Here is a 15,405-nt window from a genome sequence, read left to right on the forward strand (position 1 = left end):
CGTCAATGCATCGTGGGCGCCTCAGCCCCGCGGCAAGTGCAACCGGAACGTCGTCATGCCGTCCGCCGATTCACCGCGGATGGTGCCGCCATGCGCCCGCGCGATCTGGCTGACGATGAACAAGCCAAGGCCGAGGCTGGCGCGCTCGGATGCGCCGGCGGACACGCCACCGCGCCGGAGCGGGTCGAACATCAGGTCGAGCGTTTCCCGGGCGATGGGGGCTCCGGCGTTGCGCACGATGAGATCGGGGCCATCGCCCGCATCGCGCAGTTCGACATGGATCTCCGCGCCCGGCGTGCCGTACTTCTGTGCATTCACCACGAGGTTGGCCAGCGCTTCGCGGACCAGGCCGGCGTCGAATGCGCCACGCGCCGCACCATCGGACGTGAAGCGGATCCGCGTGTCCGGCAATGCGGCCTGCAACAGCTCGATTTCTTCGTGGCATGACTGCGCAAGATCGACGTCCTCTTTTTCCAACTCGAACCCGACGCCCATCTCCGCGCGGTTGTAGACCAGCAGGTTGTCCAGCAACTTGCTCATGCGTTGACCACTGCGCACCAGGCGTTGCGCGGCGTCCGCGATCGGTGCATCGACCGCCATGCGCGCGATCAATTCGGAGGTCATGACGATGGCGCTGAGCGGGCTGCGCAGGTCGTGGCCCAATACGCCGAGGAAGATATTGCGCCAGCGCCCCACTTCCTCCGAGAAGTGGGCGACCGACTCGGCGATGGCTTCGTCGATCGCCTCGTTGAAACGCGAGATTTCCTCCCGCGTACCTGCGCCCCCCTGGGGCGAGTCCGCCCAGAGCCGCAACACCGAAGCGCGCAAGGCGCGGTACTCGGACACCAGCTGCGCAGCGTTGTAGCCGCTGTGCGCGCGGAACAAGGCATGCGTGCCCGCCGCCGTGCGACGCCCGTCCTTCGTGGCCAGTGCGCGACCTTCGGACTTCGCGATCTCCTCGTCGCGCGTTTGCGGCGTGCGCAGGTCGGCGATGATCGCGGCGACGATGTCCGGCAGGTGGTCGGTCAGCGCCTCCTCGTCCAGCGGCGTGCCGACATCGACCGTCCTTGCGAAAGTCACGGCGTGCCGCACGATCTGTTCGGCGTGCAGCTCGATGAAGTCCGCCAACCCGTTGGTCATGTCGCGCGCCCGATACGAAGGAGATACCGGCCATCCTACGGCAACCGGGGCCCAGCCTCGGCAAGTCCTCCGGCCCCGCCCCTCACGCGTCGCGCGGCAGCACCGTCAGCACCCGGGCCACGAACAGGTGGAACTCCCGGAGGTAATTGCGCAGGAATTCCTCGGTGGAGGCATCTGTCACCTCCCCGGCCTCCGTGATGAGCCCGGGCTTGAACTGGATGTAGGCCTCGACCGTGTTCATCAGCGGCGAGTTGCAGAAACACAGCACCCCGCGCAGATGTTGTTGGGCGATCGCCGTGCCGATCGAACCGGGGGACGTGCCGATGATCCCGGTCGCCTTGCGCGCGAAGGCATTCTCGCCCCACGGGCGGCTGGCCCAGTCGATGGCGTTCTTCAAGGCACCGGGGATGGACCGGTTGTATTCCGGCGTGACGAACAGGATCGCGTCGACCTGCGCGATCGACTGCTTGAGCGCGCGCGCCACCGGTGGATAGTCGGCATCGTAGTCGTAGCTGTACAGCGGCAGCTCGCGGATCGGGATTTCCTGGAGCGACAGGCCGGCTTCCGGCGCCATCTTGGCCAAGGCCTGTGCGAGCAGGCGATTGATCGAGCCTTTCGCCAGGCTTCCGACCAGGTAACCGACCTTGTAAGTCGCCATGATTCACCTCCGGAAACGCCTGTCCGGAGGATGCTCGCATTGCCTGCGTTAGCGATCGGTCATGCGCGCGCCGCGAGAGGAATCGATGACTCGGGAGTGCTTTCGACTGAAAGGCAATCGCGCATTCAACTCAGCGGTTGCGGTGCTCATGGGAAGACCCCAGCACGCCGGGCAAGCAGGTGGTCCAGGTGCGCGTGGGCTTCGCGCCGCATGCATCCGCCGCGCGCCACAGCCCGGGCGAAGCGGTGGCCTACGTGCTCGCGGGCGCATCGAATATCGCATCGACGGCAAACCGCCGGTCGTGCTCGAACCCGGCGATTCGCGCCGTGACGCGCGCTACTTCCAGAAGTTGATGCGGCCACTGCGCAGCACTTGGGTCCGCGCAGCGTCGGAATAGAACCACCAGCGCGCACTCAGTTGCACGATCTGGCCGTTGCGATAGGTGATCGTCAGGATTTCGAACTTCCCGTATTCGGCCCTGCGCGTGTCCCACACGGCGATGTCCATGCCGGCCACGCCGGTGCGCGCCGTGGGTTCGGTCAGGTACATGCCCTTGGCGAATTGGGCCTGGCCGATCGGCGCGGTGAGGTTCATCGTCCAGATGGCCTTTTCGCCGGAGGACACGTACTGGAATGTGTTGGGCGTCGGCGTGGCGAGGGTGAAGAGCGTGGTGTCGCCGTAGTAGGTCCGATTGGCCAGGCCGAATTCGGGCGCGGTGATGTTGAAGTGCAACTGCGGGGCGTTGTGGATGACGGAGACCGCCAACGGCACGTAGTTGTAATCGCAGTACTGCACCATCGAGGCTTCCAGGCGGACCAACTTGCCCTGCGCGTCGAACTGGATCTGCCGGATGACGAAGTACCCGTTGATCTCGTTGCAGCCGCGGCCTTCGCCGGTGAATTCCATGCCGGCCGAACGGCCGTAGAGGTTCGCGATCGCCCGTTTGGCGTAGAAATATTCACCGGGGCGCAGCACTTCCCCTGGTCGCGCCAGGAACCTCAGGTCCCAATAGGTGCCGTCGTTGCCCTTCACGATGAAAAACGCACATCGGGCGCGGCGGACCGCTAGGACAGGAATCGCACGCGACCCGTCGCCATCTCGTAGATCGCACCTACCGCCTGCCGGTCGACCTTGCCCAGGCGCGCCTGCCATTCCGGCGATTCGATGACTTGCCGAAGCGTCCACCGCACGTTGGCTTCGACGCCGGCATGCAGCATGTCCTCGTGCGGAAGGCTCGGGTCGATCCCCTCCAGCGCCGCCGTGATGTTCGTGAGCAACAAGGCAATCCGGCTGCCGTGCGTCGCGCCGTGGAATTTCTCGTCGATCGCGGCTTCGACGGCGCCGCAGCCCTCGTGCCCCAGCACGACCAGCAACGGCGTGCGCAAATGCAGGCCGGCGTATTGCAATGAGCCTGCGATGGCCGGATCGATGACATTGCCCGCGACGCGGATCACGAACAGCTCGCCGAACGAAGCATCGAACACCAGCTCCGGCGGCACCCGGCTGTCGCTGCACCCCAGGATCGTCGCGAACGGATGCTGCCCCTTGGCGAGGTCGGCGAGGATGTCCTTCTGCACGGTCGGGAAGCGCGCGTGCCCGGCGAGGAAACGGGCATTGCCGCGCTTGAGGCTGGCCAGGGCCTGGGCCGAGGTGGGCAACGCAGCATCGAGTTTGTTCACAGCCCTGCTCCCCAACGGTATTGCCATGCCACGCCGATCGCGTCGAAGTTGTTGCCGGTGCGCGCGGACACGCCACTGCTGGCGGAGAACTTGAGCGAGTTCGATCGATTCACGGGAATCGCGAATGTCGCGCCGATGCGCCAGTTCTGCTGCAGGTCGTTGCTCAGGCGATCGTCGACTTTCGAGCGCCCACCGCCGAACCACGTCCCGTCCACCGACAACCACTTGCCCGAGCCGAAGCCGTAGATCACGTGCCCCTGCACGGAATACAGCGGATCCTGCGACCGGGTGCGACCACCGTAGAAGTCGGTGTTGTCGGTGAAGAAAGTGACCGCCGCCTGCCCTTCCAGCGTCCACGGCCCGAGCGCCTTGGAGATTCCGATCTCCGGTTTGAAGGACCAGCGATGGGTGCCGATGTTGACGAGCTTGTCGGCGTCGTACTGGCCCCAGGGCGGCGAGACCTGCAGGCTCGCGCCGACGATGAGGTCCTGCTTCCAGCCGCGGAATTCCTGCATCGACAGCGCAGGCGCACCGATGAAGTTCATCGACAGGCGGAACGCGGGCCTGGCGAAGCCATCGACCGCGCGTTCGACGGGCGCGCCCTGGTACTGCGCGGTGCCATCGAGTTGCGTGTAAGGCGCGATCACATCGAACTTGCCGGACTTCCCACCGAGGTCGAGCACGCGCGCGTATGCGAGGAGGACGCTCGACGTGTTCAATTGCGGGTCGGTGACCGGGATCGACGGATCGGTCGACAACCCGCCACGCGTCGCGACGGCACCGGCGATGATGAAGTTCACGCCGACCGGCGCGTTGGAGTAAGCGCGCGGTTCGATGTCCTGGGCACGAGCGGTGGATGCAGCGCCGCAGAGCAGCAGCAAGGCGAGTGCGGAGGTGGCCAGGTGCATGCGGTCGCAGCCTTGGAACCCGGATGGACGCAGTTCTACAGGACTTCCGTCGCGGCCGACAGCCGCCCGGCGAAAGACGCTATGTTGGCGCCATGACGTCCGTCTTCGTCCAGCTGATCGATTTCATCGGCACGTTCGCGTTCGCCATCAGCGGCGGGGTGGTGGCCGTCCGGCATCGGCTAGATCTGTTCGGCGTGTTGGTGCTGTCCTTCGCCGCGGCCACCGCGGGCGGCATCGTCCGTGATGTGCTGATCGGCGCGTTGCCGCCGACCTCGATCGTGGATTGGCGCTATCTCGCCGTCTCGTCGTTGGCGGGCTTGCTCACCTTCTACCGCTACGACGACGTCGAGCGGATGCGCAACCCGGTGCAGATGTTCGATGCGGTGGGGTTGTCGTTGTTCGCGGTGCTGGGTGCGACCAAGGCGCTCGCGGCGGGGCTCGGGCCTGTCGGCGCGATCATGTTGGGGATCCTCAGTGGCATCGGCGGTGGCATTGCCCGCGACGTTCTGGTCACCGAAATTCCGAACGTGTTGCGTCGCGAGCTGTATGCGGTGGCGGCGCTCGCCGGCGCGCTCGCGGTCGTGGTGGGAAACGCATTGCAACTGCCATCGGCGCCGGTGGCCGCGGTCGGCGCATTGCTGTGCTTCGTGCTGCGGTGGATGGCGATTCGACGCGGTTGGGGGCTGCCGCGCGCGGGCGATGGCGGCATTGCCGATTAGATGATCACCGCATCACGCACCTGAGATCACCGTCCACGCACCGTCGCATCCACCGCAGGCAGCAGCGACACATGATCGCGCGCCAGCGTCGCCGCAAGACCGGCGTGCTGCGCGCGATACATCCGATGCAGTTCCGCGTTGCGCGCGACGATACGCGGATCACCGGCAATTCCCAGCCAGCGTTGTCGTGCTTCCCGGCCCACTTGTTCGGTGTAGCGCGAACCCAGCTCTTCGCGAATCAGTGCTTCGTTGTCGGGCTGCAGGAAGGCGACATACCGTGCATTCCAGGGTTTGCGCATCCATGCCGGCCCTTTCAACGCCGTCACCGTGGCCAGCAACTGCGCGCGTTGCGCGTTCCAGTCGCCCGGTTCGGCCAGGCACGGCGCCAGCGGCGCGAGCCGCCGGACCTGTGCGTTGATTTGCACGCCGCTGGGGACGAGCGCGCGGAAGCCTGCGACGTCGTAACGCCCGGGCAGCACGCCGGCGCGCACGAGTGCCTGGCGCATCTGCGCCGTGCGCCCGAGTTGCACCGCTGCGAGACACCCTGCGCCCATCGCGGCGGTCCAGTTCCAGCGGCGCTCTTCGGCTGCGCGGGGGATCAGTGCGATCGCGCCGTCGTAGGCGGCTTTTGGGTTGCCGCGGGCATGTTCGAGCACGACGCGGTTGCTTTCGGCGAACAGATTGCCGGGGGCGAGACCCTGCGACACGCGAAGCCACGCATCGGCCGCCGCCGGCTCGCCCAAGCCTTCGAGGAACGGCGTGGCCTCCGCGATGATCTCGTGGTCCTCCGGGTCGATGCGATGGGCGACCAACTGCCAGCGAACGTAGCCGGCGAGATCATTGCGGAATGCCGCGACGCTCGCCATCGCCGACGCGGCATTCGGATTGCGGGGTTGCAGCGTCCACCCACGCTGCGCGCTGACCTGCGCGGCGTCGGTCCGACCCAGCCACAACAGCGCACTGGTCTTGAGGAAATACAGCGAACCGTTGAGCGGATCCAGCGGCAGCACCGCATCGATGTCCGCCACCGCCGATTCGAACTCCATGTCGTACAGATGGTGGCGCGCCTGGGTCGCGCGCAGCCACGTATCGTTGGGCGCACGCGCGATCGCCTGCGACAGCAGTCGCCGCGCGTCCTCGAACTCGCCGGCGTCTTCGGCCAGCTCCGCACGGAAGCCGAGCAACTGGCCATCGCCTGGATCGATGCGCGCGATGCGATCGAGCCACGGCCGCGCACGCAGCCCCGCAGTGCGGCGCGAGATCTTGCCCGTCTGCGCCATCAGGATCCACACGCGCACCAGGCCGAACATCGCGTCGCGGTAATTCGGGTCGCGGGCGAGCGCCTGCTGCATCGCCTTTTCGGCGGCGTCGAGCGAAGCGAAACTGTCGATCGCGATCTGCTGCAACCCGTGCGCATACGCATCGTAAGCGGCCACGTCGTGCGTGCTGCCCTGCACGATCTGCGCACGCTCGCCCGGCAACACTTCGCCGACCAGCGCCTTGGCGACTTCCGAAGCAATCTCGTCCTGGATCGCGAACAGATCGGCCATGCGGCGATCGTAGCTGCGCGACCACAACTCCGACCCATCGTCGGTGCGGACCAATTGCGCGGTGATGCGCACCATGTCGCCGGAACGTTGCACGCTGCCTTCCACGAGCGTCGCGACGCCGAGCAACTCACCGATGCGGCGCACGTCCTCCTGCTTGCCGCGGAAGGTGAATGACGACGTGCGTGCGGCGACTTTGAGCTTCGGCACCTGGGCAAGCTGGTGCAGCAATGTTTCGCTCAAGCCGTCGGAGAAGTATTCGTCCTCCGGGCGCGAAGAGAGGTTGAGGAACGGCAACACCGCCGTCGACGCCGCGCCCAGACGCGCATCGGACCCGGTCAACCCGACATCGCCACTCAACCCATGCACGAACCACCCGACGGCCGCGGCGAACAACAACGCCGCAACGGTGAACACGCGTTTGTTGCCCTTCGGCGCACGCTCCAGCTTCAGACCATCGGGCGTGAGCTCGGTGAGCCATGCGATGACCACCGCGACCGGCAGCCCCAGCAACGCGATCAGGGTGATCATGCGCGGTGCCCAATCGGGCAAGCCCAACTGTGGCGCGACGGTCGCGCCGACCTGGATCACGAGCCATGCGACGACCAGGTAGCCCGCGGCAACCTTGAAGACCTTGCGGCGCTTGAGTTCAGCGAACAGGGACATCGCCTCTCCGGCGTGGGCCGAATGAGGCCGGCTTACTTAGCCAACGGCGGGCGTTGGTGGGACCGGACCAGCAGCGGCGAATGCGGCGCTGTAATGCTTCGCCGCGGTCAAAATCGGCCTTGGCGTCATTCCGGCACAACATCAATCGTGAAGTTCAGCGGTATGCCAAAGGCTGCCATCGCTGATGCACATGCGGGATCGAGTTCGAAGCCCGGAGCGGCAGCGGCCCATTCCGCGCCGCTCCGTCCATTAACCTTCAGCGATGCGGCGGCGCGTAATTCGGCACCTCGGGCTTGCCGGCTTCCACGTTCGCAATCAGCTCCTTGAAGGCGCTCTGCTCCTCCGGATCTTTTGCCGCCGCCAGCTGCGTGCGCAGGATGGCTGCGTACGCCACCTTCTGCGCGTCCGCCGCGGTCGTTGCGATGTCCGGCTTCACGCCCGTGTGTTCCCAGTTGGTCTTCGTGATCGGATTGATCGCGCGGCCATTCGGAATGAAGGCTGCGAAGCCGCCGCCGATCGCGAAGCCGTCGCCTGGGTTCGCACCGCCGCCGGTGACTTCGCCGACTAGCGTCGCGCGCTTCTGCGTCTGGAAGTCGTAAGCGCACTCTTCGCCACCGGAGAACGTGCGCGCGGACGTCAGCACGTAGACGGGGCGCGTGTAATGCGTCGTCACCGTGGCGTTCGTCCAGTATTGATGCGTGGTGTCGCCGTCGCGAAAGTACAGGTCGTTGAGATGGCGCTCGTCGCCGGTGGCAAAGAAGTGGCTCATCAGATACGCGACGGTCGCGGGGTCGCCGCCGCCGTTGCGGCGCAGATCCAGGATCAACGCATCGGTGCCCGACAGCATCGTCATCGCCGCCGACAGCGCGGGCGCCACGATGTCGGTCGGGCCGAAGCCGCGCACCTCGAGATAGCCGACGTTCCCCGGCAGGCGCCGCACGCTGTCGATGCCGAAGCCGGTGCTCGAGAGTTGCTCGCGCATCGCCGCCGCGGTTTTTGCGTCGGGCGGCGTGCCGTTCGCCGGCGAGGGCTGGAAGTCCGGGTCGTAGCCGACGAAGAAATGGCGGTCCTGGCCGAACGTGCGCAGGTCGTTCGAAAGTGCATCGGCGAATGTCTTGCTGTCGGTGGCGGCGGCGTATCCACCGCTCGCCTCTTTCGCCGTGAGCGAGGCGGACACTTGCCTGGCGACATCGGGAAAAACGTAGTGCGCATGCAATTGCGTGGAAAGTCCGGCGATCACGGTCTTGCGCGCCGCCGCATCGATCGGGATCTTCGGTGCCGGCCCGCGCTGGGCGAGCGCTGCGGTCGGGGCGATGGCGAGCAGCAAGGCGAGTGCGAGTGTGTGGCGTGGTGTCATGGCATTTCCCTTTTGAATGTCTACTAAGCGGTTAGTACTGCGAGGCAAAAAAAATCAACGCGGGTTGGCGAGCTTGACCGTCTCGATCGACCAGGCGCCTGCGTCGAGTTGCGCATCGACGAGCACGGTCGCGCGACCCTTGGGCCCGCTGACATCGAAGCGGATGTCGGCCACGCCGTCCTGCGATTTGACGTCGCTGCCCTGGATCTCGATGTGGCCCTGCACCTCGTCCGACGCCATCGCGACGGGCGTGCCCACGCGGGCGACGACGACCGGAGCGGCGGCGACGCGACGGAACAGCGCATGGAACGCGGCGGTGTCGGTGAACTTCGGCGGCGGGGGCGGCGGCGGCGGCGGCAGCGGCGGCGGCGGCAACGGCGGCAGCGGCGGGGGTGCGGGCGGGACGCTAAGGCGCTCGATTTCGGCAAGCCAACGACGCACGCCGGCGTCGATCGGACGCGGTTGGTCGTCCAACTTGTAGACCTCGGTCAAGTGGCCATTCGCGTCGACATCGGCGCGGTAGTAGCGATCGCCTTCGATGCCGCGCGCGGTGATCTCGCGCGTGTCGCCGGGGCCGAGCACCCCGTCGGTAGTGGACCGAACGTGCAGGCCGGGCCTGCCCGCGATGCCTGCCTGCACGGCGAGCAAGGTGCCGGCGACGAGCACCAGGGCGATGGCCGCACCTGCGCCCCAGCGGCCGCGCGAAGGCGGGCCCGAGACCAGACGGGTGATGCGTTGCATGAGTGCGCCTCCATGGGCTGCGAGTACCAGGCGGGGAGCGGATTGGCGTTGGCACTCCAGTCCCGCGAGCGCCTCGGCCAACGCGATGGCGTCCCCGCACGCCGCCACCGCGCGATCGTCGCAGGCGTGTTCGCGCTCGGTCCGGATGCGCCGGCCAAGCCACCACGCCGCGGGATGGAAGAACAGCAGCGATTCGACCAGGCACTGCAGCCCGTTCCACAACCAGTCCATGCGCGCGATGTGCGCCAGTTCGTGCGCGAGCAGCGCTTCCACTTGTTCGCGCGGGAGTTGCGTGATCAACGACAGCGGCAGCCAGATGACCGGGCGAAACAGGCGCGCGGTGAATGGCCCGATCACGGAGGTCGACAAGCGCACGGTGACGTCGCGGCCGATGCGCATCGCCGCGCACAGCGCGTCGACGCGTCGCTGCCAGTCGGCCGGCAAGCGTTCGAATGCGTGTTTGTCCAGCGCGCTCACGATCCACCAACCGCCGAGGTGCCGCAGCAGCATCGCGGCAACACCCGTGAGCCACAGCAACGCAAGCAGGATCGCCATCGGGCTCGTTTGCTGCTCGAACATCGCGGTGCCGTCCAGGCGCGGCGCCGTCATCGCAGACAGTGGCCCGACGTTGATGGAAGCCCCCGGCACCTGCCAGAAATGCGCGAACGTCGATGCGGGCACCAGCACCATCGCCAACAGGAATCCCATCGCCACCGAATGGCGGAGCGCCGCGGTGGAACGCGTCATCATCGCCAGCGTCGCCCACGCGGCGATGCCCAGGATCGCGTCCTGCCACAACGCATGCAGCAGCGCGCGCGCCAATGCGGGCGCAAGACCGAACTGCAGGGCGGCGAGCGCATCCATCAGCCTTTCCGCTTCGCCTTGGCGCGCGCGATGAGCTTCGCGATCTGGTCGAGTTCATCGGCGCTCGCCACGTCGTCGTCGATCGCGCGTTGCACCAGCGTCAGCGCCGAACCCGAGAAGGCTTTGCGCATCAGGTCTTTCAGCAACGTGCCCTGCACCACCGGCTCGGTCTGCACTGCGAGGTAGGTATGGCTGCGCTCGGACGCATCGCGGCGCACGAGGCCCTTGTCGGCCATGATCGTGAGCATCTTCAACACCGTCGTGTACGCGGTGTCCTTCGCCTTCGACAGCTCGGCGTGCACTTCGCGCACGGTCATCGCGGCCTTGCGCGACCACAGCACGTGGAGGATGGCGAGCTCGCCTTCGGTGGGATTGGGGGTGGGCATCGGCGCCGCCTCGGTGTGTACGGCGCCATTAGTACGAAATGATTAGTAGATTGTCAAGCGGCCTGATCCAGGGTGATCCGCTCAACGCAGCCCGAACTGCACCAACTCCGCACCCCCATGCACCACCGGCGCCTCAACGCGCACGACGCCGAGATTGCGACAGTAGTATTTGTATTCGACATCGCCGGGTGTAAGCGACGTCGTCTCGCGCGTCTTCAGGCAGTCGTGGAAACGCCCCAGGCCGGTCTCGACGCGGATCCCCACCTTCTGGATCAGCGCCGCATCCTCGGCGACACCCGCTTCGAATTCCTGGAGGTAGTAGGTGCCGACCACGGGCCGATCGAACATCAGGATGCCCGCCTTCGCACCGCGCGTTCCGGCCTCCCACGAGCCCTCGTTCGATGCATCGATGCGTTTGCCAGTGGCGTCGTAGGTGTATTCCGTCGTCGCTTCGCCGAAGTACCAGACGTTGCCACCGTTGTCCTGGCCGTACCAATCCTGCGTGTCTTCCAGCAGGAGCACGCGTTTGCCGTTGCATTGCGGATCGGACCAGACCCTGTCGGTGACCGTGCGCGCCGACAGGCCCGCGTAAGCGCCGTGGAAGTCGTGCTTGGTCGCGTGCGTCACGACAACATCGTTGACCTTGCACGCGCCGTCTTCCAACTCGTAGGACACCGTGCGCGTGCCGGCTTGCATCGGCGAATACGGATTGTCGATCACGAGCGGGGCGTGGAAATTGGACAGACGGAATTCCGGTTGGAACGGGCCTGTCGCGAAGGCGGCGCTCGCCGGGAAGGCAAGGATCGGAAGCAAGCAGCAGAGTGCGCGAGGCTTCATGGCACGCCACAGGCTACCGGCCACATCGTAACGCGCGCTCAAGACGCCCTGAGGCGATCGTTAAATCGCCCGATTCCGGGGTGGCAGGCTGGATGCATCGCACTGGAGATCGGGGGGCCTTAACGGTCGGCTGAGCCAACATTCAGGACGGGCTTCCTTTTGCGCGCCCACGATGGGCGCCATGGTCGCGTTGCGTCTCTCGCAGGCAAGCCAACGCGCACTGCTGTTCGCCGTCTTTCTTTCGTTGGCCTTCGCCTTCCTGGGCAGCCGCGGGCTGTGGGATCCCGACGAAGGGCGCTACACGAATGTCGCGGCGAACATGCTGTCGAGCGGCGATTGGCTGGTGCCGCATCGACAACAGGAAGTCGGCCATTGGACCAAGCCGCCCCTGACGTACTGGGCGGTGGCCGCGAGCATGGGGGTGTTCGGGCTCAATCCCTGGGCCGCCCGGGTTCCCGTCGCGCTCGCCTACCTTTCGTGCATCTGGATGGTCGCGCGGATCGCGCGACGCCTTGCGCCCGGCCAGGAAACGCGCGCGGCGATCACCTTCGCCACGATGCTGTTGCCGGCGATCGCATCGCAACTGGTGACGACCGACTTTCTGCTCACCGCTTTCGAAACCCTCGCGATGTGGTCGTACGTCGAGTTGCGCTGGGGCGATGGTCGCGCGCAGTGGCGATGGTGGACGTGGATCGCCTTCGCGCTGGCGTTCCTGACCAAGGGGCCGCCGGGGTTGTTGCCGATGCTGGTGGTGCTCGGCGCCGAATGGAAGACACCAATCGAGCGTCGTGTGTTCCGGCCGCTGGCGTTCGTCGTGTTCGCCCTCGTGGCGACGTCGTGGTTCGTTGCGGTCACCGCACGCAACCCGCACCTGTTGCGTTATTTCCTCGGGATGGAAGTCATCGATCGCCTCACCACCAACGAATTCCGCCGGCACGGGGAGTGGTACGGGTGGGCGGTGGTCTACCTACCGACCCTGCTGGTCGGCACGCTCCCGTGGACAGGGGCGCTGATCGGATGGATCAGGAATCGATTGCCGACGTCCATCGATCGGTTCGTGGCGGCCTGGATCCTGGTGCCGTTGATCGTGTTCTGCATCGCGCGGTCGCGACTGCCGCTCTACCTGCTTCCGCTGTTCGTTCCCTTGGCGATCGCCACCGTCTTGCCGCGACCCGGCATGGCGCCGATCGCATGGAATGCGTTGATCGTCTGGGTGCCCATCCTGATTGCGATCCGCATCGTGGGCGCGGCCATCGACTCACCGCAGGACGCGCGCGCCTGGGCCGAAGCGATCCGCGAGCGATCCCCGGGCCGCGTCGACCAGGTGATTTTCGTGGATGACGTGGCGCGTTACGGCTTGCGCGTCCACCTCGATGCGGAAATCGAAGACGTCTGCCTGTCGCCGATGCCGCCGCCGGGCGAGGCGGCGATCAACCCAGCCTACGACGAAGACGCGGCACGTGAATTGATCGACGATCCCGATCCGTTACGCACCGTCTGGGTCGTGCAGGAGGCGACGTGGCGCCAGGTGCAGGCCTACCTGCATGCGCGAGACAAGCGCGCGGTGGCATTGGGCGGCCCGTGGCGCGGGCGGGTGTTCTTCCGCGTCGTTCCACTGGCGAGCGGATGATGCTTTCGCCCCTTCGCGCCCCGAAACGACGAAACCCCCGATCGCTCGGGGGTTTCGTCTTGAAATCTGGTGCCCGGGAGAGGACTCGAACCTCCACGATTTTACTCGCTAGTACCTGAAACTAGTGCGTCTACCAATTCCGCCACCCGGGCAGGTGGGCGCGTATGGTGCGGTGCGGGGCAGCCGATGTCAACGCGCGGGCGCATGATTTTGGGCGCCCTCGGGCGGGGGAACGTCGCCTTCATAGGCCAGCGGCAGGGAAACCGTGGCGCGCAGGCCGGGGTGGTTGTCGTCGAGGACGATGCGCGCGTGGTGGCGCACGGCGATCGCGCGGACCAGGCTCAGGCCCAGGCCGCTGCCGGAGGTGCCGCGGTGGCGTTCGCCGCGGTGGAAGCGGTCGAAGACGCGGTCGCGTTCATTCACCGGGATGCCGGGACCGCGATCGCCCACGGCGATGCAGGCGTGGTTGCCGGTGCGCGTGACCGCGACATCGACGCCGGTATCGGCCGGGGCGTACTTGATGGCGTTGTCGAGCAGGTTCACGACCAGCTGGAACAATTGGTCGGCGTCGCCGCGCACGTGCAGCGGTGCGGTCTGGAGCGAAAGCGAGATGCCCCGCTCCGCGGCGATCGGCTCGTAGAGGTCCGTCGCGTCGCTTGCCAGTTTGGCAAGGTCGACCGTTGTCTCGTCCTCGATGCGCGCCTGCGCTTCGATGCGCGCCAGCCGCAGCAGCGCGCCGGAGGCCTGGAGGAGTTGGTCGGCGTCGGCGATGGCCGGTTCGAGGGCCTCGGGATCCACCGGTCCCTGCGTGCGCAATTGGTCCAGCCGCGTGCGCATGCGCGTGAGCGGCGTGCGCAGGTCGTGCGCAATGTGGTCGGTGGCTTCGCGCACGCCGGCCAGCAGCGCTTCGATGCGGTCGAGCATCGTGTTGAAGCGCAGGGAAAGTCGATCGAAGGCATCGCCGGTCCCGTCGACCGGGGCGCGCAAATCGATCTCGCCTGCGCCGACGCGCATTGCCGTGGCATCGAGCGCCTGCAGGCGACGCGCGACCCAACGCGCGGTCATCGCACCGATCAGCAGGCCGAGCACGACGGCGATCGCCAGCGCAGCCAGGGTCGTGCGTGCCATCAACGCGAGAAAGCCGCTTTCCGATCGCAACCGCAGGCCGGTGGCCACGACCACGCCCGGCGCGAGCGTGGTGCGCTGGACCAGCACGCGCGTGTTGTCTTCGTCGCGCGCCTCGCGCCAGCCATCGCCCGCGGGGACGCTGGACGGCGGCGTGTTCGTCGCGATCGCGCGGCCGTCGAACCACGCGGCATACAGGGCATCGGGTTCGTCGGGGGTGGCGATGCGATCGCGCACGGCTTCGGACAATCCCGTGCGTCCGCCATCGCGGAAGGCATCGCGCAGGCCTTCGCCCTCGGCGACGATCGCTTCGCGTGCGTCGCGCACCAACAAGGTCGACACCGCCGCGTAGACCGCGCCGCCGAGCAACGCGAACCCGAGCAGGAACGACACGCACACCGCGAAGGCCAGGTGCCCGCTGGTCGAGCGCAGGGCGCGGCCGAGGTTCACGCGTCGCCGAATCGATAGCCCGCGCCACGCACGGTATGCAGTAGCTGCGTCGCCTCGCCGTGGTCGATCTTCTGGCGCAGGCGGCTGATGTGCACGTCGATGACGTTGGTCTGCGGATCGAAGTGGTAGTCCCACACTTGTTCGAGCAGCATCGTGCGCGTCACCACGCGCCCGGCCTGGCGCATGAGCGCTTCGAGCAGGCGGAATTCGCGCGGTTGCAGGTCGATGCGGCGCGTGCCGCGTTGCGCCTGGCGGCGCAGCAGGTCGAGTTCGAGGTCGGCGACCTTGAGTTTGGTTTCCGCGGCCGCCGCGCCACCGTCGTTGCGCCGCAGGATGTTGTCCAGGCGCGCGCTGAGTTCGGCGAAGGCGAAGGGTTTGCAGAGGTAATCGTCGGCGCCGGCGCGCAGGCCTTCGACGCGGTGGTCGACATCGCCCAGCGCCGTCAGCACGATCGTGGGAACGCGATTGCCTGCGCCGCGCAACGTGCGCAGCACGGTGAGGCCGTCGAGCGCGGGCAGCATTCGGTCGAGGATCAGCGCGTCGTAGGGTTCGGTGGTGGCGAGGAAGAGGCCTTCCTTCCCGTCGCCGGCGTGATCGACGGCGTGCCCCGCTTCCTTCAGGCCCTGTCGGAGCCAGGCCGCGGTGTCGGGATCGTCTTCGATCAACAAGATGCGCATCGCCGCCTCCTTCCTGCCCGG

At 66.9% G+C, this 15,405-nt stretch carries 14 protein-coding genes and 1 tRNA gene; 2 read left to right on the forward strand and 13 right to left on the reverse strand.

Annotated elements, in window-relative coordinates:
• Positions 1 to 21: 21 nt before the first annotated feature.
• The 5 genes from ACXJJ8_RS00310 to ACXJJ8_RS00330 form a co-directional block, all read right to left on the reverse strand.
• On the reverse strand, positions 22 to 1,140 hold the full coding sequence (locus tag ACXJJ8_RS00310) for a sensor histidine kinase (protein ID WP_499026144.1): 1,119 nt from the start codon (positions 1,138 to 1,140) through the stop codon (positions 22 to 24).
• A gap of 82 nt (positions 1,141 to 1,222) precedes the next feature.
• Positions 1,223 to 1,798: an NADPH-dependent FMN reductase gene (locus ACXJJ8_RS00315; RefSeq protein ID WP_499026146.1), complete on the reverse strand. Its 576-nt coding sequence runs from the start codon at positions 1,796 to 1,798 to the stop codon at positions 1,223 to 1,225.
• A gap of 336 nt (positions 1,799 to 2,134) precedes the next feature.
• Positions 2,135 to 2,830 (reverse strand): hypothetical protein, encoded by a 696-nt coding sequence (locus tag ACXJJ8_RS00320; protein WP_499026148.1) that lies wholly within the window; start codon positions 2,828 to 2,830, stop codon positions 2,135 to 2,137.
• Positions 2,831 to 2,862: 32 nt separating this feature from the next.
• On the reverse strand, positions 2,863 to 3,477 hold the full coding sequence (locus tag ACXJJ8_RS00325) for a carbonic anhydrase (RefSeq protein ID WP_499026150.1): 615 nt from the start codon (positions 3,475 to 3,477) through the stop codon (positions 2,863 to 2,865).
• Positions 3,474 to 4,385: a transporter gene (locus tag ACXJJ8_RS00330; RefSeq protein ID WP_499026151.1), complete on the reverse strand. Its 912-nt coding sequence runs from the start codon at positions 4,383 to 4,385 to the stop codon at positions 3,474 to 3,476. The genes ACXJJ8_RS00325 and ACXJJ8_RS00330 overlap by 4 nt, the downstream gene beginning before the upstream one ends.
• A gap of 92 nt (positions 4,386 to 4,477) precedes the next feature.
• Between ACXJJ8_RS00330 and ACXJJ8_RS00335 the strand changes: the two genes are divergently transcribed.
• Positions 4,478 to 5,104 (forward strand): trimeric intracellular cation channel family protein, encoded by a 627-nt coding sequence (locus ACXJJ8_RS00335; RefSeq protein WP_499026153.1) that lies wholly within the window; start codon positions 4,478 to 4,480, stop codon positions 5,102 to 5,104.
• Between the two features lie 26 nt (positions 5,105 to 5,130).
• Here ACXJJ8_RS00335 and ACXJJ8_RS00340 read toward each other — a convergent pair whose 3' ends face one another.
• The 5 genes from ACXJJ8_RS00340 to ACXJJ8_RS00360 all read right to left on the reverse strand — a co-directional run bounded on the left by ACXJJ8_RS00340 (position 5,131) and on the right by ACXJJ8_RS00360 (position 11,502).
• Positions 5,131 to 7,317: a hypothetical protein gene (locus ACXJJ8_RS00340; protein WP_499026154.1), complete on the reverse strand. Its 2,187-nt coding sequence runs from the start codon at positions 7,315 to 7,317 to the stop codon at positions 5,131 to 5,133.
• Between the two features lie 256 nt (positions 7,318 to 7,573).
• Entirely contained in the window at positions 7,574 to 8,674 is a 1,101-nt protein-coding gene (locus ACXJJ8_RS00345; RefSeq protein ID WP_499026155.1) for a S41 family peptidase, read from the reverse strand.
• A gap of 54 nt (positions 8,675 to 8,728) precedes the next feature.
• Positions 8,729 to 10,279, reverse strand: a complete 1,551-nt coding sequence (locus ACXJJ8_RS00350; protein WP_499026157.1) for a M56 family metallopeptidase — start codon at positions 10,277 to 10,279, stop codon at positions 8,729 to 8,731.
• Positions 10,279 to 10,665, reverse strand: a complete 387-nt coding sequence (locus ACXJJ8_RS00355; RefSeq protein ID WP_499026158.1) for a BlaI/MecI/CopY family transcriptional regulator — start codon at positions 10,663 to 10,665, stop codon at positions 10,279 to 10,281. The genes ACXJJ8_RS00350 and ACXJJ8_RS00355 overlap by 1 nt, the downstream gene beginning before the upstream one ends.
• Before the next feature lie 81 nt (positions 10,666 to 10,746).
• Complete coding sequence (locus tag ACXJJ8_RS00360; protein ID WP_499026160.1) at positions 10,747 to 11,502, reverse strand: hypothetical protein; 756 nt, start codon at positions 11,500 to 11,502, stop codon at positions 10,747 to 10,749.
• Positions 11,503 to 11,683: 181 nt separating this feature from the next.
• On the opposite strand from ACXJJ8_RS00360, the gene ACXJJ8_RS00365 reads away from it, so the two are divergent.
• The gene (locus ACXJJ8_RS00365; protein ID WP_499026162.1) at positions 11,684 to 13,132 is read left to right on the forward strand and encodes an ArnT family glycosyltransferase; all 1,449 of its coding nucleotides are present in this window, start codon (positions 11,684 to 11,686) and stop codon (positions 13,130 to 13,132) included.
• A gap of 67 nt (positions 13,133 to 13,199) precedes the next feature.
• Here ACXJJ8_RS00365 and ACXJJ8_RS00370 read toward each other — a convergent pair.
• The 3 genes from ACXJJ8_RS00370 to ACXJJ8_RS00380 form a co-directional block, all read right to left on the reverse strand.
• A tRNA-Leu gene (locus ACXJJ8_RS00370) sits at positions 13,200 to 13,284 on the reverse strand.
• A gap of 37 nt (positions 13,285 to 13,321) precedes the next feature.
• Positions 13,322 to 14,707 (reverse strand): sensor histidine kinase, encoded by a 1,386-nt coding sequence (locus tag ACXJJ8_RS00375; RefSeq protein WP_499026164.1) that lies wholly within the window; start codon positions 14,705 to 14,707, stop codon positions 13,322 to 13,324.
• Positions 14,704 to 15,384: a winged helix-turn-helix domain-containing protein gene (locus tag ACXJJ8_RS00380; RefSeq protein ID WP_499026165.1), complete on the reverse strand. Its 681-nt coding sequence runs from the start codon at positions 15,382 to 15,384 to the stop codon at positions 14,704 to 14,706. Before ACXJJ8_RS00380 ends, ACXJJ8_RS00375 begins: the two co-directional genes overlap by 4 nt.
• Positions 15,385 to 15,405: the final 21 nt, after the last annotated feature.

The sequence above is a fragment of the Lysobacter sp. P5_C4 genome, from assembly GCF_054049695.1.